Origin of the sequence: Paenibacillus paeoniae, assembly GCF_003388735.1 — a bacterium.
Taxonomy (GTDB): Bacteria; Bacillota; Bacilli; order Paenibacillales; family Paenibacillaceae; genus Pristimantibacillus; species Pristimantibacillus paeoniae.
In genome coordinates this window covers 504,953-523,071 of sequence record NZ_QUBQ01000001.1, presented here as the reverse complement: position 1 = coordinate 523,071, position 18,119 = coordinate 504,953, and the positions used below count along the sequence as shown (strand labels likewise).

At 50.7% G+C, this 18,119-nt stretch carries 18 protein-coding genes; all 18 read right to left on the bottom strand.

Going from position 1 to position 18,119, the window contains the following annotated elements; genetic code table 11:
• Window positions 1-13 precede the first annotated feature (13 nt).
• The gene (locus tag DX130_RS02390; protein WP_116042529.1) at window positions 14-697 is read right to left on the bottom strand and encodes a BofC C-terminal domain-containing protein; all 684 of its coding nucleotides are present in this window, start codon (window positions 695-697) and stop codon (window positions 14-16) included.
• Between the two features lie 165 nt (window positions 698-862).
• Complete coding sequence (locus DX130_RS02385) at window positions 863-3,226, bottom strand: LysM peptidoglycan-binding domain-containing protein (protein WP_116042528.1); 2,364 nt, start codon at window positions 3,224-3,226, stop codon at window positions 863-865.
• A gap of 830 nt (window positions 3,227-4,056) precedes the next feature.
• Entirely contained in the window at window positions 4,057-4,938 is an 882-nt protein-coding gene (ilvE, locus tag DX130_RS02380; RefSeq protein WP_116042526.1) for a branched-chain-amino-acid transaminase, read from the bottom strand.
• 34 nt (window positions 4,939-4,972) lie between these two features.
• Window positions 4,973-5,848 carry a prephenate dehydratase gene (gene pheA, locus DX130_RS02375; protein WP_116042524.1) on the bottom strand — a complete coding sequence of 292 codons (876 nt, stop codon included), beginning with the start codon at window positions 5,846-5,848 and terminating at the stop codon, window positions 4,973-4,975.
• Entirely contained in the window at window positions 5,845-6,846 is a 1,002-nt protein-coding gene (gene thrB, locus DX130_RS02370) for a homoserine kinase (protein ID WP_116042523.1), read from the bottom strand. Before thrB ends, pheA begins: the two co-directional genes overlap by 4 nt.
• A gap of 4 nt (window positions 6,847-6,850) precedes the next feature.
• The gene (locus DX130_RS02365) at window positions 6,851-8,137 is read right to left on the bottom strand and encodes a homoserine dehydrogenase (RefSeq protein WP_116042521.1); all 1,287 of its coding nucleotides are present in this window, start codon (window positions 8,135-8,137) and stop codon (window positions 6,851-6,853) included.
• A 23-nt stretch (window positions 8,138-8,160) separates the two neighbouring features.
• Window positions 8,161-8,598: an ACT domain-containing protein gene (locus DX130_RS02360; RefSeq protein ID WP_116042520.1), complete on the bottom strand. Its 438-nt coding sequence runs from the start codon at window positions 8,596-8,598 to the stop codon at window positions 8,161-8,163.
• Between the two features lie 112 nt (window positions 8,599-8,710).
• Window positions 8,711-10,036, bottom strand: coding sequence for a GTPase ObgE (obgE, locus tag DX130_RS02355; protein WP_116042518.1), 1,326 nt, complete (start codon window positions 10,034-10,036; stop codon window positions 8,711-8,713).
• 13 nt (window positions 10,037-10,049) lie between these two features.
• The gene (locus DX130_RS02350; RefSeq protein WP_116042516.1) at window positions 10,050-10,787 is read right to left on the bottom strand and encodes a Spo0B domain-containing protein; all 738 of its coding nucleotides are present in this window, start codon (window positions 10,785-10,787) and stop codon (window positions 10,050-10,052) included.
• Between the two features lie 227 nt (window positions 10,788-11,014).
• The gene (gene rpmA, locus DX130_RS02345) at window positions 11,015-11,326 is read right to left on the bottom strand and encodes a 50S ribosomal protein L27 (RefSeq protein WP_116042515.1); all 312 of its coding nucleotides are present in this window, start codon (window positions 11,324-11,326) and stop codon (window positions 11,015-11,017) included.
• 44 nt (window positions 11,327-11,370) lie between these two features.
• Window positions 11,371-11,703, bottom strand: coding sequence for a ribosomal-processing cysteine protease Prp (locus DX130_RS02340; protein WP_116042513.1), 333 nt, complete (start codon window positions 11,701-11,703; stop codon window positions 11,371-11,373).
• Window positions 11,704-11,713: 10 nt separating this feature from the next.
• Window positions 11,714-12,025 (bottom strand): 50S ribosomal protein L21, encoded by a 312-nt coding sequence (gene rplU, locus DX130_RS02335; protein ID WP_116042511.1) that lies wholly within the window; start codon window positions 12,023-12,025, stop codon window positions 11,714-11,716.
• Window positions 12,026-12,236: 211 nt separating this feature from the next.
• Window positions 12,237-13,463, bottom strand: a complete 1,227-nt coding sequence (locus DX130_RS02330) for an Rne/Rng family ribonuclease (RefSeq protein WP_165861127.1) — start codon at window positions 13,461-13,463, stop codon at window positions 12,237-12,239.
• 36 nt (window positions 13,464-13,499) lie between these two features.
• Window positions 13,500-14,378 carry a M50 family metallopeptidase gene (locus DX130_RS02325; protein ID WP_116042509.1) on the bottom strand — a complete coding sequence of 293 codons (879 nt, stop codon included), beginning with the start codon at window positions 14,376-14,378 and terminating at the stop codon, window positions 13,500-13,502.
• On the bottom strand, window positions 14,371-15,357 hold the full coding sequence (locus tag DX130_RS02320) for a M23 family metallopeptidase (RefSeq protein ID WP_165861126.1): 987 nt from the start codon (window positions 15,355-15,357) through the stop codon (window positions 14,371-14,373). The genes DX130_RS02325 and DX130_RS02320 overlap by 8 nt, the downstream gene beginning before the upstream one ends.
• A 160-nt stretch (window positions 15,358-15,517) precedes the next feature.
• Window positions 15,518-16,669 carry an FtsW/RodA/SpoVE family cell cycle protein gene (locus DX130_RS02315; RefSeq protein WP_116042506.1) on the bottom strand — a complete coding sequence of 384 codons (1,152 nt, stop codon included), beginning with the start codon at window positions 16,667-16,669 and terminating at the stop codon, window positions 15,518-15,520.
• 7 nt (window positions 16,670-16,676) lie between these two features.
• Window positions 16,677-17,468: a septum site-determining protein MinD gene (gene minD, locus DX130_RS02310; protein ID WP_116042504.1), complete on the bottom strand. Its 792-nt coding sequence runs from the start codon at window positions 17,466-17,468 to the stop codon at window positions 16,677-16,679.
• 3 nt (window positions 17,469-17,471) lie between these two features.
• Window positions 17,472-18,116 carry a septum site-determining protein MinC gene (gene minC, locus DX130_RS02305; protein ID WP_116045666.1) on the bottom strand — a complete coding sequence of 215 codons (645 nt, stop codon included), beginning with the start codon at window positions 18,114-18,116 and terminating at the stop codon, window positions 17,472-17,474.
• Window positions 18,117-18,119: the final 3 nt, after the last annotated feature.

The following is an 18,119-nucleotide window of genomic DNA, read 5'->3' as shown; positions in this document are numbered from 1 at the left end:
CACAGCTTGTCCGTTAATACGCTTGCTTCATGGCTCTTTCGTCATTTTGCACGGCATAGTCGCTGAATGTCGACAGTACGCTGTTGTACTCCTCAATATCATTGACTCGGATGCCCTGATTCAGCAGCTCCAGCTGCCTCTGCGGCAGGCTGCTTTCCATATAGCGAATATCCAATTGGAAGAAGGTTCTCATGACCTTTTCTTCTTTTGGCGTTCCATCGAACAAGGAGAAATTCCCTCGTTTGTCTACACCAAAGTGTGCGTGTTCCCGGCAATAATCTGAGATATCCTCGATACGATGCTCCAGCATAACCGTTTCGTTATCTCTTTGCAGCGTTGCGTTCCATTCGGGATGTTCGGACAGCATCATGACTACTTCATGGCTGCTCATCCGTCCGAGCGGCTCTGTCTCTTCCCCGCACACATAAATACGCTGGAGAACGACAGGCATTGCCTCTTTCCTTTTTTTCAAAAACGGTATAATGGACGGTTGACTGTTTAGTTCTGCCGATTTCATCGTTACAACTTGTATCCTTTGTGAAATGCCCTCACTACCGTCTGCCGCATGTACCGATATTGGTGTTAAGGCAGTTGAAACGAATAGCAGCCAACACACGAGTCCACCAAGCGTCCAGAGCGGTCTGCGGTTTCTGCGCAACCTTCGTTTCAATTGCTTCCACAAGCTGAATGTTATCATGAGGAAGACCCCTTTATTGCGTTTTCCGATAGTCTGCTCCAAAGTTGTATAATTATTCAAACTGAATGGTCACATTTAACAAAGCTGAAACCGATCAGTACAAGCGCCTGATCGGTTCGGCCGAGTCTTCAATGATTCAATTTGAGTCAGATATCAACAGAGGGGTTAACGATTCAACCAAGGGCGACTTCCGCTTTTTCTTTTCTTTTTGGGGCTGGGCGCAACGGTGCGAATGACCGCTTTTTTGCCTTTTTTGCGCGGTTTCGCGCCTGTCGATTTTGCCCCTGTCGTACCCGTTAGTTCGTCTTCCCTTTTCCCGCCGCAGCCGCAATCATCCTTTGATTTGCTTGCAGGCGACACAGGAGCCGCGTTGTTCGGCCATCCAGGATAAGGGTATCCGCTGGGATAGCTGTTCAAGTATGCGTTTGGGTTGCTGTTTGGATAGCTGTTCGGGTAACTATTCGGGAACCCGGCATAACCAGGCGGCGGGTACATGGCCGACAATGCCTGAACATTGGAATACGGCGTAATCATACCCGCGTTCGGCGCATTGGACAGCGGCGAGACCATTCCTGCGTTCGACGCATTAGACAGCGGCGAAAGCATTCCTGCGTTCGACGCATTAGACAACGGTGAAACCATTCCTGTGTTCGGCGCATTAGACAGTGGCGAAAACATTCCCTCATTGGGGCCATAGCTTGATGGTGATACAGCTGTGTTTTCGCCCATTCCGTAGTAAGAAGGATTGCCTCCGTATCCCCAATCTGGACCTGTTCCATAAGGCATTATGGATGAATTCGGATAGCCGGACATGAACGTCCCCGGCGGACAATCATAAGGGTAATACGGAGACGTCTCCGAATAAGGCGCTATATTCGGCTCCGCATTGACACTATACGGCATTACGTTGTTTGGTAAGCCGTAAGGCTGAATATTCGGAGCGTTCGCTTCCGGATAATTAGGCAGATCGTATAGAGACATAACATCAGAGGATGGTGTGCCATACTGATGGAACAAATCAATGCTTTCCATATATTCCGAATTGGATGCTTGAATCTTTTTCTCCACCGGCTTTTCAATAGGCAGTGGCTTTTTACCGGCATATGGCGTCACTTTAGTCACAGAGGCATTCGACAGAGGAGCTATATTCGCGTTAGGCCCGGCATTGGAAGACAATGGCGCGATGTTTGACGACAGCGGGCCTACGTTGCTGTTAGACAACGGTGCGATGTTCGACGACAGCGGACCTACGTTGCTGTTAGACAACGGCGCAATGTTCGACGACAGCGGGCCTACATTGCTGTTAGACAACGGCGCAATGTTCGATGACAGCGGGCCTATGTTACTATTGGACAGCGGCGCGATGTTCGACGACAGCGGGCCTACGTTGCTGTTAGACAACGGCGCAATGTTCGATGACAGCGGGCCTATGTTACCATTGGACATCGGCGCAATGTTCGACGACAGCGGGCCTACGTTGCTGTTAGACAACGGTGCGATGTTCGACGACAGCGGGCCTATGTTGCCAGTAGAAAGCGGCGCTGCATTCGAAGATAGCGGTGCTACCTTGCCTGTGCCGAGAGGTGCAGCTTTGGACGCCAGCGGAGCTACTTTTCCGGTAGCTAATGGCGCAATGTTACTATTTGGGGCTGGTGCCGTATTGGAAGACAACGGGGCAATATTGCTGTTTGCGAGCGGCGCAACGTTGTTTTCTGCTAATGGACTCACATTAGATGACAATGGAGCTATCTTCCCGGTAGACAGCGGCTCTTGCTTTTTGGCTGCAAGCGGTTCTGTCTTCGTTGCCAATGGCTCGACCTTTTTCGATGCTAAAGGCTCTACCTTCTTTGATGCTAAAGGCTCTACTTTAGTTGCTAGCGGTTCAACTTTCTTAGCAAGCGGCTCTACTTTTTTCTCTGCGACCGGCTCGACCTTGGCGGCAGGCGGCTTTGGAGCTGGCGCCGGCGGTACAGGTGATACGATCGGAGCTGTTGGCTTTTTCTCTGTCACAGGTGCCGTATTTTTCTTTTCCGTTGCGAGGCCTGTAAACGTCTTGCCAACGACCGACGGTGCAGTGGACAATTTGCCAACTATGCCCTGAACGCCTTGCATAATCGAAGCTGGGTGAAGTGGATGCGTTGGCGTTTTTCCGCCAGTGCTTTGTTGAGTTACCGTCGAAGGCACTTGCGTATCGGCTTTAGGTATGTTTACAACTTCTCCAGTCAGAAGCACATTAGGATTTTTGAGATGCGGGTTCGCATGAATCATCGTGGCCAGCGGAACCCCCCACGCTTTGGAGAGCTTCCAAAGCGTATCTCCTTGCTTGACAATATGCTGATGCATGATATCCATTCCACTCACTCCATTCTGTGCAGTAGGGGTCGATGGAATCTTCAGCTTAGTTCCTACCTCCAGCACATCCGGATTGGATATGCCCGGATTGAGCTTCAAAATGTCTTCAAGCGGCACATTATACTTCTGACCGATAAAGTATAAGGTATCGCCATTTTTTACAATATGGATTCTCACTCGCCGATGACCTCCTGTCACGTTCTGAATAACTTGGCAAGGCTAATGCCCGTTATCAATCTCTACATCCTATGCAGATCATAGGCAGGTGTCTCCACTTTCTCGAAAAAATAGTCTCGCGGCATAAGGAGACAGTTGGCGAGTTGAACGGACGAGAGTAAGTAGATGGGATGGTCTTATTTGAGCAAAAAGCGCGGCCTATGCCTGATTCAGGTCAGTTGAAGCGACTTGGAGATCGTAGTAGTAGCAAAACAACATTCGCTTGAACCAGCTAAATGAAGAGAATCACATCGCTATATAACCCTAATTTACCAAAAGCGCAGAGTGTTCGGAAACAGTGCTGCCAAGAAACACTAAATTGCTAAAAACGGTAAAATGGGGGAAATAACGCCGCCTCACACCACTAAAACTCAGAAGTCACAGTCATTTCCGGAATAGCGTTGCAAGACATCACTACATTGCTGAAGACGGTGGAATGGGGGAATACGCTGCCTCACACGACTAAATTTCAGGAGTCACAATTAAGTCGGTCAGGCCGACTTAAAACTCGCAGGGCCGACGCAACGGGTATTTTAAGTCGATGATACCGACTTATTGCTCCGAAAATGGCTGATCACTAGTTTTAAATCGGTGAGGCCGACTTAAACTCGCAAAGCCGACGCATCGAGCATTTTAAGTCGATCAAATCGACTTACAAACCTCCCACGTACCGACCACACAGCGCTACATACGCAAAAAACAACCCTTCGCCGCATGCAGAAAGTCTTGTGCTTCGCGCACAAGCTTCTCTCCAATCGATCAAAGGGTTGTTTCTTATCTTAATATCCGGTCTACTCGTAAACTTTTACACCGTCGACTGTGACGATGCTGCGGAACTCCTGCAGCAGATGGGTTGTGATCGGGCCGGCTTGTCCTGAGCCAATCTTGCGTCCGTCAACCTCGCGCACCGCAATAACCTCGGCCGCTGTTCCCGTGAAGAATACTTCATCGGCAATATAGACATCATGCAGCGTAAAAGGCTCCTCTTTCAGCTTGTAACCAAACTTGTCGCACAGCTGCATAATCGCCCCGCGGGTAATGCCCTCAAGCGCACCTACGTAGCAAGGTGGCGTATATACGGTGCCGTTCTTAATGATGAAGATATTGTCACTGGAGCCCTCGGCGACATATCCTTGCGCATTCAGCATGATCGCTTCGCCAACGCCTGCCAGATTAGCCTGGATTTTGACCAGTACATTATTCAGGTAGTTGAGCGATTTGATCTTCGGATTCAGCGCATCCGGGATGTTGCGGCGCTGAGATACGGAGACAGAGACAAGCCCGTTCTTGTAGGCCTCCTCCGGATAGATCGAGAGCTGTTCCACGATAATGATAACCGATGCAGATGGACAGCGTCTGGGATCAAGCCCAAGGTTGCCCGGTCCGCGAGATACGACTAGCCGAATATAGCCGTCATTCAGTTCATTGCGTCGGATGGTCTCAACGAGCACTGCTTGCATCTCGTCGAAGGTCAAAGGTATGTCAAGCATAATAGATTTGGCGGAATCATACAGCCTGTCCAAATGCTCTTTGCACTTAAAGATGTTGCCGTCGTAGATGCGAATGCCTTCGAATATACCGTCGCCATACAAAAAACCGTGATCGTAGACCGATACTTTTGCATCATCTTTCGTTACGAAATCGCCATTTAGATAAATCCATTGCTGTGCCATACCTTGCCATACACCTCCGATAAATAGTCAATGATTAGAGCAATTGCTCATAGGTGAAGCTTGGATAACATCCCAACACCCGAATCGAGCAGCCGATCGCCTCGATCTCCTCCAGCGCAGCAGGAAGCAGGACCGAATCAAGCGACATTTCGATTTCGATGTAAAAATAATAGTTGCCCAGCTTCTTCTTCGTTGGACGGGATTCAATCCGCGACAAGTTGATTCTCCGCCAAGCGAAAGCGGACAACACTTGATGAAGCGCTCCCGGATAGTCCTCGGGCAGCGTTACCAGAATGCTGGTTTTGATCCGGTCAGACTTGCGGGCCGTATAAGGCTCAGAGCCTACCAGCATAAAGCGGGTATAGTTGTTGTCGTGATCGGTTATTTCCGTCGCGAGCAAGTCCAGCCCATTATTTGCTGCCGCAATGCGGGTGCCAATCGCCGCAATCCCCTCTCCCGGGTGGTCCCGCACAATACGGACCGCCTCAGCTGTGCTGCTCACATGCTCCGTCTCCACATTCGGCATATGTTCTCGTAAGAACTGAAGACATTGAGCCATCGCAACAGGATGGCTAATCACCTTCTTGATACGGGAGAAATCCAATTCCCCCGCAGCATTCTGAAGCTCAGATCGTCTGCTGATCAAATTTTGGATGGATGGATATACCCATTCCGCTTGCATCGGCAGATCGACCTCATGAACGAGCCAATCCATATGAAGGCTTACAGAGCCTTCAATCGTATTTTCAATAGGAATTACGCTATAGTCGCTTATTCCATTCACAGTTGATTGGAATACATCGGCGATGAGCCGATGATGCTTCCACTCGACCCGATCTTCACCGGCAAACAGTTGTTTTGCCGCTTCATCCGATACAGAGCCGGCCGGCAACAAGGCTATCGTCTTCATGCTTTGATTTCTCCTTTAATTCGATCCAGCAGCGTAACCGTTTCTCCAGTTTCCGTCTGGCTGCCGGCACTTCCTTCTTCCACTGTTACAACTGGGCCGCTCGTGCATGGCGAGAGCCATAACGTCTCCGCGTCGATGCCTTCCTTGGCCAGCGTCGCCTTCAAAAATTGCTGGAGCGCCGCTTTGCCTTGGCTCTCCGTATCGACAAACGCAATCAGCGTCGGTCCCGCTCCGCTGAGCGCTGCACCCAGCGCGCCAAAGTCGGCGGCGCGCTCCAAAATTTCCACCATGCCGGGAATAAGCGCTGCACGATAAGGCTGGTGCAGCCGATCCTGCATGGCATGGCGAATCAAGCCAAGCTCGCCGCTTGCCAGTGCCGCGACGAGCAATGAACTGCGGCCGACATTGAATACGGCGTCGGCCATCGAGATCTGAGAAGGCAGCGCATGGCGGGCCTTCTCCGTAGACAACTGGAACGCTGGAATAGCAACCAGCGTCTCCAGCCTATTATGCGGCTCGATCCGCACATGCTGCGCTTCCGAGCCGTCCCAGGCCGATACCACAATGCCGCCGAACAGCGATGCGCCGACATTGTCAGGATGCCCTTCCAGCTCCGTCGCCATCTGGAACAGCTTATCGTCGCTATGCGGACTGCCAATCAGCGCATTGGCTGCGACAAGGGCCCCTACAATAGCCGATGCGCTGCTGCCAAGCCCGCGCGTAAGTGGGATATCGCTGTACATCGCGATATGAAGCTCCGGAACAGCAACACCAGCTTCCTCGAATACAAGCTGTGCCACCTTGTAGATAAGATTGGATTTGTCCTGCGGCAAGCCCTCCATACCGTCGCCATACAGCTGGAAAGTCGTCTCTCCTGTAACCGACTCTGACATTTCAATCCATGCATAGAGGCTAAGTGCCATCCCAAGCGTATCAAAACCTGGGCCAAGATTTGCCGTGCTGGCAGGTACTTTTACGATGACTTTGCGATCCTTCATCCGCTTATCCTTCCACCCGGTATACGCTCTTCACTTTATGAACAACATCCAGCGAATCGAACGTTCCAAGCACCTTCTGGATAGCGGCTTTGCTTGCATCGTGAGTAATGATAATAATTTCCGCTTCCGGATTCGTTGGATTCGGCTGTTGCAGCACAGACTCCAAGCTAACCTCAGCATCCGCGAACACCTGGGTGATACGGGCTAGTACGCCTGCCCGGTCCGCTACATGCAGCAGCAAGAAGTACTTCGACGAAATCTGTTCATCCGTCTTAAGCCTTGTCTCCTTGAAGGCAATGCCGCTATGCTTGCCATTAACGCCAAGCTTCAAGTTTTTCACCACAGCTACCAAATCCGCAACGATGGAAGTTGCCGTAGGCAGTTCGCCTGCGCCTGCTCCATAGAACATCGTCTCGCCTACCGCCTCGCCATAGACGTACACCGCATTGAACACGCCGTTCACAGATGCGATTGGATGGGAATGCTTCACCATAGTTGGCTGTACGCTAATGCTGATCAGATCGTCCTGGCGCTCAGCAATGCCCAGCAGCTTCAACTCATAACCCAGACGTTTCGCATATAGAATATCATCCTTGCTTACGGAAGAAATCCCCTCTGCCGATACATCCTCCAGATTAACGTTCGTGTGGAAGCCAAGCGTTGCCAGAATCGTCATTTTGCGAGCAGCGTCAAGCCCTTCCACATCGGAAGTTGGGTCCGCTTCGGCGTATCCAAGCGCTTGCGCTTCCTTCAGCACATCAGCATAGGCTGCGCCTTCTTGGCTCATCTTCGTCAGGATGTAGTTGGTAGTGCCGTTCACAATCCCCATGATCTTCGTAATACGGTCGGAGGAGAAACCTTCCACCAGTGTACGAATGATCGGTATGCCGCCCGCAACACTGGCCTCATACAGCACATCACAGGAATGCTCCTTCGCTTTGGCCAGTATTTCTGGTCCGTGCAATGCCATCAAATCCTTGTTCGCTGTCACAACATGCTTGCCAAGCGAAAGCGCCTCAAGTATATATTCCTTCGTCTGTCCGATGCCGCCCATTACTTCAACGATAACATCGATCTCCGGATGGCGAATAACTTCCCATGGATCTTCAGTCAGCTTATCTGACGAGATCGAGATGTTTCGCGATTTGCTTTTGTTTTGCACAAGCACCTTTTCAATGGTAATCGGAGACCCGACCTGACCTTGCAAATCTTCCTGATGCGCCTCTACGATGCGCACTACGCCTGTCCCTACTGTTCCTAGTCCTAGCAAACCTACTTTAACCGGCTTCATATATTCCCTCCATTGCTTAGTTGTTATCCTCGACCGATGATGGACGCTTTGCGCACACCGGATTGGCGGCGAAGCAATTCCATAAGCTCTGATGCGTCTCCTGCGACTTGTGATACATCGATGGAAAGCACGACATTGGCGAATCCTTGCAGAGGTATGCTTTGATTCATGGTCAGAACATTGCCCTCCTGACTGGCCACTAGAGCAAGTACGCTCGACAGCACGCCCGCCCGATGCTCCAAATCCATGGAGACGGTGATAATCCGCTCTTGCGCGATTTCATTCAACTCGTACACGCCGTCCTTGTACTTATAGAAGGCGCTTCGGCTTAAGCCTGCACGCTCCACAGCTTCATGGACGGTTGCCGCGTTCCCGCTGCTGAGGAGCGATTTCACCAGTATGGTTTTCTGAATTGCCTCCGGCAATATATCCTCCCGAACGACAAAATAGCGATCCGCCATCCCAGTCCTCCTCAAAAAGACAATTGTACACCTATAGTGGACATTATATCGAAAACCGCATCATGCGGCAATAGGCCGAAAAGAAAAAAGACGACTTTCGTCGTCTCCTCTGTCAATCGTACGGATTGTAGTCGCTTCCTTCAAAAAATTCAAAAGCAAAATCCGCTACACGAACCATGTCGCCATCCTTTGCTCCTGCTTTACGAAGTGAATCGTCCACACCAAGCTTTCTCATAATGCGTGCGAATCGCATAACGGCATCATAGGAGTTCAAGTTCATCCGCTTCATCATATTCGTGATGCCTTCGCTTTCCACCACGAACACTTCGTCTTCTCGGTGGATAGTGAACGTAATCTCTGCTTTCTTCTCGTAGCTGAATACTTTGCGTTCTTCGATCGCCTTCACTTCTTCGATCTCGGTCCCTACAGCTACCGTATCCAGAACATCTGCCGCTTTGTAGAGCAGCTCCTGAATACCTTGCTTTGTCAGGGAAGAAATCGGAATGATCTCGTAAACACGCTCGCTTCCGGACTCCTCCAACTGCTGCTTGAACAGCTCAAGCTGCTCCGCCGCTTCCGGCATGTCCATCTTATTCGCAGCAATAATCTGCGGACGATCAGCCAGCTTTTCATTGTAGAGAGACAGTTCCGCATTGATTTTCTGCCAATCCTCGTAAGGATCGCGCCCTTCCGAAGCCGCCATGTCAATGACATGAATAATGACGCGCGTACGCTCTACATGTCGCAGAAACTCATGGCCAAGCCCGATACCCTCATGGGCACCTTCGATAAGTCCTGGCAAATCCGCCATGACGAAGCTGCGTCCATCGCCAACGTCAACCACACCCAAATTAGGTGTAATCGTAGTGAAATGGTAGGCGCCGATTTTCGGCTTTGCACCCGATACGACCGAAAGCAGAGTTGATTTGCCTACGCTTGGGAAGCCGACTAGCCCAACATCCGCCATCACCTTCATCTCCAGCACAACCCAGCGCTCCTGACCTTCTTCTCCATTCTCGGAGATATAAGGAGCCGGATTGGTAGCTGTGGCAAATCGGATATTGCCGCGCCCGCCGCGTCCGCCCTTGGCTATGACAACCTGCTGTCCGTGCCGGGTTAAATCCGCAACGATCTCATTCGTATCATCGTCCACGATGACTGTGCCCGGAGGGATACGGACAATCGTATCATCCGCACTTGCTCCGTGCATGCCTTTTACTTTGCCGCGCTCTCCGCGCTGCGCTTTAAAATGCTTCTGATAACGAAAGTCCATCAGCGTACGCAAGCCTTCATCCACTCGGAATATCAGGTCGCCCCCATGACCGCCGTCGCCGCCGGCCGGACCGCCGTTCTCTACATATTTCTCGCGACGGAATGAGACGATACCGTCTCCGCCGTCTCCGCCTTTTACAAATATCTTTGCCTTATCGACAAACATGTCTTGCCTCCGTTCAAGCGCGTAGTTCCGCCCTTAGCAGCACTTTGGAGAAGTTCTGCACGGAGCCGATAGGCTTCAGCGGCGCACCCTCCAACTGCTGTTTTATTTTTTGACTCCATTGTTGTTCATTCATCAATTCACCTTCATAATAAAACGATGCATACAGCGCTTCGTCATCCGCACTCAATTCCAGCTTGAGTACAGACCAGGCAGCGCTATCCGACTTCACGGCGAACCGGTAGGCATTTATCGTATGTATGATCGTCTCTGCAACAGCCTCTCCGTCCAGAGCCAGCTCGTTCAGATGAAGGTCTCCCTTTATATCCACTTGAAGCGAGAGAGAATTGGTGATCGTTCTAAAAGAGTGAATAAAGCTGACCAAAGTGGGCGAACCAAGCTTCGAGATGGCGCTTTCTGCAGCCATTCTCTCTCTTATTTTCTCCACATACTCGATCGTCTTATCCAATTTTCCCATTCTGGTATATCCGAACAGTACTTGCAAATCATTCATCCAATCATGGCGATGATGGTTCAGGGTGCGAATACCGGAGTTCTGCATGGCTCCAATCGTTCTTGCAAGCCGCTCTTGATTCTCCTTGCGCTCCTCGCGAATCCAGTATGCCGCGCTCGCGACTAGCCAGATGAGAAACAAAGCTGTCAGCCAAACTTTGCCCGGCCAGATCAATGCCGCGCTTCCAGGCAGCAAGATGGATGCCGCCGCGTAATGCTTCGCCGTCGTATAGCGTCCCATTCGCAAGAACCTACCTTCACCCTAATGTACTAGCTCATTCAGTATACCATGGCGATCCAGCTTGGTCATCTCCCTAAATAACAAAAGCCCCAGGCCTAGCAATGCCGGCCGGGGCTTTATCGAAATACAAGTCGTATAGGTTTCGCACTTATACCGGGCTTCTATCTCGACGCAAAACGTACGCTGCGCCGTCTGGGAAGACGACGTCAGCCGCTTACGTTTCTGTCTTAAGCTTCTACTGCCGCAGCTACTGGAGCTTGAGCAACAGGGTATACGCTCACTTTTTTGCGATCGCGTCCGAGGCGCTCGAACTTCACAACGCCGTCCACTTTCGCGTACAGAGTGTCGTCTTTACCGATGCCAACGTTAGTGCCTGGGTGGATCTTCGTTCCGCGTTGACGGAACAAGATGCTTCCTCCAGTAACGACTTGACCGTCAGCACGCTTAGCGCCAAGGCGCTTGGACTGAGAGTCGCGTCCGTTCTTCGTGGAACCTACACCTTTCTTCGATGCGAATAGCTGAAGATTCAGTTTCAACATGGTGTATCCCTCCTTCTTAAGTTGTTGCGTCGCAGTGAGGCGGCTTATTGCAGCCGCTCCTGTATAACGACGTGCTTGCCGTATGATGTAGCGATCGACTCGAGCATAACCAACATCGATTCAAGCAGCAGCTGCATTCGGCTATCCGCTTCCGCATCAGGCAGAACCGGAATATCCGAAGACAGCCAGCCGTTCTTCATCGTAGTCTGAAGCTCAAACCCCGCCAATGTCTCAATCGCATTCACCGTGCCGACCGATACTGCCGACACGCCGGCACAGACAATGTCTTTGCCGGGCTTCGCATATTTAGCATGTCCTTCGACTGCAAACGATACGATGCGTTTATCAGCATTCCGAAGAAATGTAACGTTAATCATAGAAGTCCTCTTACGCTTGGATTTTCTCGATCGTTACTTTCGTGTAAGGCTGACGATGGCCTTGCTTACGACGGTAGTTCTTTTTGGCTTTGTATTTGTAAACGGTGATCTTTTGGCCTCTGCCGTGTTTCTCGACTTTGCCTGTTACTGTTGCGCCGGATACAACCGGAGCGCCAGTTACGAGTCCGTCCTTGCCGGATACGGCCAGTACGCGATCGAACGTTACGTTTTCGCCTTGGTTGCCGTCCAGTTTCTCGATGTAGATTACATCGCCCTCCTGAACTTTGTATTGCTTGCCGCCAGTTTCGATAATTGCGAACATTGTGGTGCACCTCCTTATTTTCGAAGACTCGCCTGATGTAGGTGGACACTAGACCGAAGCCTGTGCGCTTATGTACCTGATCGGAGCGGTACCTGTACATTCGCACCATGATGATACGGAACATACACCCAAACAGCTTACCATAACCGGAAACCTATTACAAGCTATTTCCTTCAAGGATACTATGCACTAAGCCGTATCGTTTAACTGTTTAACTGCTTTGACCACAGGTTTTGCATACCTCGCCCATCTGGCTGATGGCATTCTCCCGCGCCTTTTTGCGTGTCAGCTCCATGAGACCGAGCTTTGTCCAACCAACGATCGTACATTTTGTACCGTCGCGTCGAACCTCATCTATCATTTTAGTCAAAATTTTACTCTTGCTGTCTTCCTGCTGCATATCAATAAAATCGATAATGATAATGCCGCCAACGTCCCGTACACGCAGCAGCCTGGCAATAAGCGCAGCCGCTTCCAGATTGGTTCGAAAGACGGTATCCTCCAGATTGTTCGTACCTGTATATTTGCCCGTATTCACATCGATGACAGTGAGCGCCTCGGTCTCTTCCCATATGAGATATCCGCCATTGTTCATTGGAATTCGCTTGGAGAACGCCTCTTCGATCTGAGCGGATACTCCGAACGACTGGAACAAGCCGCCGCGGCCCTCCGATTCGTACAATCGAAGCCGTTCCTTCAGTTTAGGCGTCATATCTGACAACAGCTTGGAAGCTTCATCGAATCGTGACGGGCTGTCGATCCATAATTCATCGATATCAAGCATCAACGAATCGCGAACGACACGATGCATAAGGCCGGCTTCGCAATGAAGCAACGCAGGCGCCTTCACTTCGGCAGCTCGTCCCTCCACTGCCCGCCATAGCTCGCGCAGCTTCCCGACATCCCCATCCAGAGACTCCTCGCCTTCCCCTTCTGCTGCCGTCCTCATAATAATACCTTCATCCTCCAGGCGCAGCTGCTCGCCAAGCAATCGAAGCCGTTCCCTCTCAGCTTCGCTATCGATTCTTTTGGATATGCCGACGTATCCTGCGCTTGGCATATAGACAAGCCATCTTCCCGCCAAGTTGAAATGAGTCGTGACGCGAGCCCCCTTTCCTCCCAGGGGGTCCTTCACAACCTGAACGACGAGCTCCTGGCCCGGCCGCGCAATTTCGGCAACTGCCGGTTTTTGCTTGGGCTGCTTGTCCGCATGAGGATGAAGCATATCATCAATATACAGAAAGGCGTTTTTGCCCAGTCCAATATCGACAAAAGCCGCTTCCATGCCTGGCAGCACATTAACAACCCTTCCCTTATAGACATTGCCGACGAGGCTTCCCCCGCCGGAACGCTCCATAAAAAATTCATCCAGACAGCCGTCTCTTAGAACCGCGGTTTGCAGCGCATCGCCTTCCACATGCATGAGCATTTGTTTCATCCTTACCGATCCTCCCAAGCAAGCCTTTTCCTTAGTTTAACTGAAAAGCTCGCTTACTGCACGATGAGGGTTCAGTCCGGACAAGCATCCATCGACGATCCGCCCTTCAGGAAGCACCTGCAAGCCCGTTGACGAAGCACCAATCACATACACAAGGTGGTAGCGTTCCCTATTGAACAGCTTGGCGACAGAGAGAACGGATTGCTTGCCATTCACAATAATAGGGCTCACTGTCTTCCCTTGTTCCGACACATCCTCTGCTTGATTGCTCCGATGGGTCAAAAAACGATAGAACAAATAAGGAATGTTCCGGTGATACGTCCAATTCGATACAAGAAGGAACGTACCCACGATGAACAAATTAAGTTGAATACCCTCGCCTCCGATCAAAGGGAACAACGCGCCAAGGAGCATCATAGCGCTGAACAGCAAGCTGAGTCTGGCAGACCAAATCAACATGCGATAATAATTCATCATATAGCTGAGCAGAGCCTGCAGCAGCTTCCCCCCATCAAGCGGATAGATCGGCAGAAGATTGAACAAGGCGATCATCAGATTGGCTTGCCCGACATACTGAGCCCATGCTTCATCCCAAATGCCCGCAACGCCAAGTCCCCATGCAAGCGCGCCCATCCATACGTTTTGGAGAGGGCCCGCAATCGCCACGATGGCGTCTTCTTTGGCTGTAATGCCTCCCGCTTCATCCACCTCAGCCACACCGCCGAATGGGAGCAGCTTCACTTCCCTGATCGTCCAACCGAATCCTTTCGCAACGACAACATGACCTAATTCATGCACCAGCACAAGAATAAACAGCGTCAGCAGCTCGGCAAAGTAACCCGTGACAGCTGAAGCCAGCATGACGATAATGAACAACGGATGAATCGACCAGCGTATGCCTCCGCACTTAATCAATCGGTATCACGTCCAACGGATCCATATACCGGTCTTTCTGCTTCACTGCAAAGTATAGGAAGCTGTAACCAGCATCATTCTCTACCGGCTGAAGCTTGCCAATAAGCTGCCCCGCTTCCACCCAATCATTGACCGCTACGTTCACCGTTGCCAGCTTGCCATAGATTGATATTCGTTCATTGGCATGTTGGATCAGCACGCTGTCTTTTCGTGTGGAAATCTGGATCACTCTTCCCGTCTCCGCTGCGACGACAGCAGCTTCCGGATCACCAGCCAGCTCCACGCCGTTGAGCAAATCAGCGAAAGTCCGTACGACTGTCGCCCCCTCCAAAGGCGAGACAACAAGCCCCTTAGGTTGACCGTCCACCAGTGTTGCATTGCCGCTCTTGCCCCCGAATATAGGAATAAAGGAAGGGGCTCCCGCGAATACGTCCTTGTACCAAAGAGCAACGGAAGCAAAATCGATCTCGTTCGACATTGCGTCTGATACAAAAGCCTGTCCTTTCGCCGACCAGGGGTGCTCCGATTCGAACATAGTCCATATGCCTCCGAAAATAGCGACCGATAAGGCGAACTTCCAAGCTAATTCTTTACGCAGTCTTCTCCATCCGCCCCTTGGCGGTTCGAAATCGTCTGTATGCTGAGATTTCACAAAACTTCTTGTTCCAGTTGAACCTCGGTCTTCTCCCCATGCCGCCCAAGGATTGGGATTTTGCTTCCATGCCAGTTCCGGGTCAGCCGAACCTGTCTGGGTCAGACCAACAGGGCGATTACCCCTCCGTAAGGGCGGGTCTGCAGTCTCATTTGACGCACGAGCCTCCTGAAGTGATTTGTCCGCTGAGATGTTGCTGTCAGAATCCGTGTTCCATTCGTTTGCTTGCTCGTCTCGCCTATCCTTATCCTGCGACCCGTTATAATAATGGAGCAGACTTCTTATTTTCTCATGCCTGCGCTGCTTCACGTCATCTCTAAGTCCCATGGCCTGTCCTCCCCGAATCGGCGGCTTCTTTCTCTGCCGCCCATATCTCATCTCTCATAACTATGAGAGGAATGAGACAAGTATTCGTGCAGACAGCATGCAAAAAAAGCATCGCCTGACAGAGCGGAACTCTGTACAAACCATGCTTTAATGATTGTATTTAGTTATCTGCCAATTCATAGACTTCCTGATGCGCTTTAATGCTGAACACTAACCCGATCGACAGCATATTGAGCAATAGTGAAGTACCGCCATAGCTAATGAAAGGAAGCGTAATACCCGTAATCGGCATCAATCCGATCATCATGCCGATGTTCTGGAAGATTTGGAATACGAACATGGAGACTACCCCAATGACAATGAATGAGGCTCGCCTGTCATAACATTTGAAGGCGATCATGATCATTCGATAGATCAGCAGGAAGTAGAGCAGCAGCAGTATAGCAGCACCTTGGAATCCGAATTCCTCCCCGATAACGACAAAGATCGAATCCGAATACGTATAGGGCACGAAACCGCCATTTTTCATATCTCCTTGCAAGAAGCCGTCTCCGCTTAAACCGCCCGAACCGATAGCGATTTGCGCATTCAGCGATTGGCGCCTTGCATCTGCTGTGGCTTCGCTTGGATTAATAAAGGTATTAATCCGTTCATACCAATGCGTCTTTTTGTGGCCTACCAAATAATCTTTGATCTCCGTATTGAAGCTGTTGAACAGAAAGACAAACAGCATGACGCTGCCTACGACAATCGCAAGCCCGATCGCCACATGCGTATATTTGATATTGCCTATCCACAACATACCGATCACAATAACCAAGTAGATAATGGCATTGCCGAGGTCAGGCTGAACCATAACAAGCAAGAACGGAAGGAATACGAACGCTCCGATCGTAATGATATCATTCGTAAAGTTTAGCTTATCGCCTTGCCGTCTGCCCATAATATACGCAATGCCAATAATCAGAATGATTTTCATCATTTCCGCCGGCTGGAAGTTAATCGACTCCCCTAGCTTGAACCATCCTTTGGCACCGTTAATCTCAGCTCCGAAGAAATAGACCAGGATGAGCAGCGCAACGCCAATGCCGTAAAACACATACCAGAACTTCAGCACGATACGGTAGTCGAACAACACGGACACAATCGCCACGACAAAACCTAGGCCGAAAAAAGCTAGCTGCTTCATGTCGTTGTTGTGATACATCGGATTGTTGGCCGTAGCGCTGTGTATAACCAACGAACTAATGGCCATAAGACACAGCAAGATGATCAAGATGCCCCAATCCAGCTTTTTCAGTTTGTTAAGCACAAGGCAATCATCCTATTCCAAGGAACTTGCGGAATCGCTTGAAGGCACCCGCCTTTTCATCCAGCAGCATAAGCGGTACCATATCGCCGAGTATACGGCGCGCAATATTGCGGTAGGCGATAGCTGCCCGCGAAGCCGGATTCATAACAGTAGGCTCTCCGCTATTGGCCGCAGATATCACTTTTTCATCATCGGGCACTATTCCCAATAAATCAATGGCCAATACTTGGCAGATTTCATCAATATCAAGCATCTCTCCGTTTTTCACCATCGATTGGCGAATACGGTTAATAACAAGCTTGGATGGAATCTTCTCGCCCTCCAGCAATCCGATGACGCGATCTGCATCGCGAACAGCGGCATTCTCTGGTGTGGTTACCACAATGGCACGGTCGGCACCCGCAATCGCGTTGCGGAAACCATGCTCGATGCCGGCAGGACAATCAATAATAACATAATCATGGTCCTGCTTCAGCTCAAGCACCATTGCCCGGATTTGCTCCGGCTTGACAGAATCCTTATCCTTCGTCTGGGCAGCGGGAAGCATATACAGCTCATCGAACCGCTTATCTTTGACAAGCGCTTGGCTCAGACGGCAGCGTCCTTCCGCTACGTCTACCAGATCGTATATTATCCGATTCTCAAGCCCCATCACTACATCCAGGTTGCGGAGTCCGATATCGGTATCAATCATACATACTTTTTTGCCCAGCAGCGCGAGCGCTGTTCCGATATTGGCCGAGGTTGTCGTTTTGCCGACTCCGCCCTTGCCTGATGTTACCACGATCGCTTCTCCCATGCTCTACACTCCTTTAAACATTATAGGATTATGCCTGATTCGGAATAATTGAGACAGCTTGTCGATCTGCATCTGTCCTTCTTCCAAATAAGCGAATTCCATCGCAGCGTCTCCGGTCAGCCATTCTTCCGGCGGCCTGCTTACGATATCTGCAATGCGCAGTTGCGTCGGCCTCATGAGCGATGTCGCGATGACAACATCCTGCCGCCCCGCTATTCCAGCATGGGCCATCCCGCGAAGCGCGCCGAGCACATAGATATCTCCCGTACACAACAAGGTCCCGCCCGGATTCACATCGCCAATCAGCAAGAGATCGCCGTCATGCTCCAGTGTCTGTCCCGAGCGTACGATGGACGTGATGACATGAAGTTTGGATTTGTTCGATGTAGGGTCCGAAGGCTCCGGCAAATCCGATTCCATCGATCCGATAATCAGATTTCCTTGAGATCGGATAATACTTGCTAGCTGCTCCTTCTGCTCATCGCTCGCTATTCGCGAGCCCAGCTTTACATGGATATGCACAAGCGGTCCGGTAAGCAGCTGCTGATGAGTTTTCTCCAGTTTATATTGCAATTCGGCTAGCAAAGCTTCGAATTCACACTGATCGTCGAGAAGGAACAAGAGACCTTCCTTGACGCCTTTAATCATGAT

Excerpts from the sequence above, each read along its gene's own strand:
- rplU (WP_116042511.1), bottom strand. The coding sequence starts at position 12,025 with ATGTTCGCAATTATCGAAACTGGCGGCAAGCAATACAAAGTTCAGGAG.
- minC (WP_116045666.1), bottom strand. The coding sequence starts at position 18,116 with ATGATTAAAGGCGTCAAGGAAGGTCTCTTGTTCCTTCTCGACGATCAG.
- DX130_RS02350 (WP_116042516.1), bottom strand. The coding sequence starts at position 10,787 with ATGGGACGCTATACGACGGCGAAGCATTACGCGGCGGCATCCATCTTG.
- DX130_RS02360 (WP_116042520.1), bottom strand. The coding sequence starts at position 8,598 with ATGGCGGATCGCTATTTTGTCGTTCGGGAGGATATATTGCCGGAGGCA.
- DX130_RS02330 (WP_165861127.1), bottom strand. The coding sequence starts at position 13,463 with ATGAAACAAATGCTCATGCATGTGGAAGGCGATGCGCTGCAAACCGCG.
- DX130_RS02340 (WP_116042513.1), bottom strand. The coding sequence starts at position 11,703 with ATGATTAACGTTACATTTCTTCGGAATGCTGATAAACGCATCGTATCG.
- DX130_RS02365 (WP_116042521.1), bottom strand. The coding sequence starts at position 8,137 with ATGAAGCCGGTTAAAGTAGGTTTGCTAGGACTAGGAACAGTAGGGACA.
- DX130_RS02390 (WP_116042529.1), bottom strand. The coding sequence starts at position 697 with ATGATAACATTCAGCTTGTGGAAGCAATTGAAACGAAGGTTGCGCAGA.
- thrB (WP_116042523.1), bottom strand. The coding sequence starts at position 6,846 with ATGAAGGATCGCAAAGTCATCGTAAAAGTACCTGCCAGCACGGCAAAT.
- DX130_RS02320 (WP_165861126.1), bottom strand. The coding sequence starts at position 15,357 with ATGGGACTTAGAGATGACGTGAAGCAGCGCAGGCATGAGAAAATAAGA.
- ilvE (WP_116042526.1), bottom strand. The coding sequence starts at position 4,938 with ATGGCACAGCAATGGATTTATCTAAATGGCGATTTCGTAACGAAAGAT.
- rpmA (WP_116042515.1), bottom strand. The coding sequence starts at position 11,326 with ATGTTGAAACTGAATCTTCAGCTATTCGCATCGAAGAAAGGTGTAGGT.
- obgE (WP_116042518.1), bottom strand. The coding sequence starts at position 10,036 with ATGTTTGTCGATAAGGCAAAGATATTTGTAAAAGGCGGAGACGGCGGA.
- pheA (WP_116042524.1), bottom strand. The coding sequence starts at position 5,848 with ATGAAGACGATAGCCTTGTTGCCGGCCGGCTCTGTATCGGATGAAGCG.
- minD (WP_116042504.1), bottom strand. The coding sequence starts at position 17,468 with ATGGGAGAAGCGATCGTGGTAACATCAGGCAAGGGCGGAGTCGGCAAA.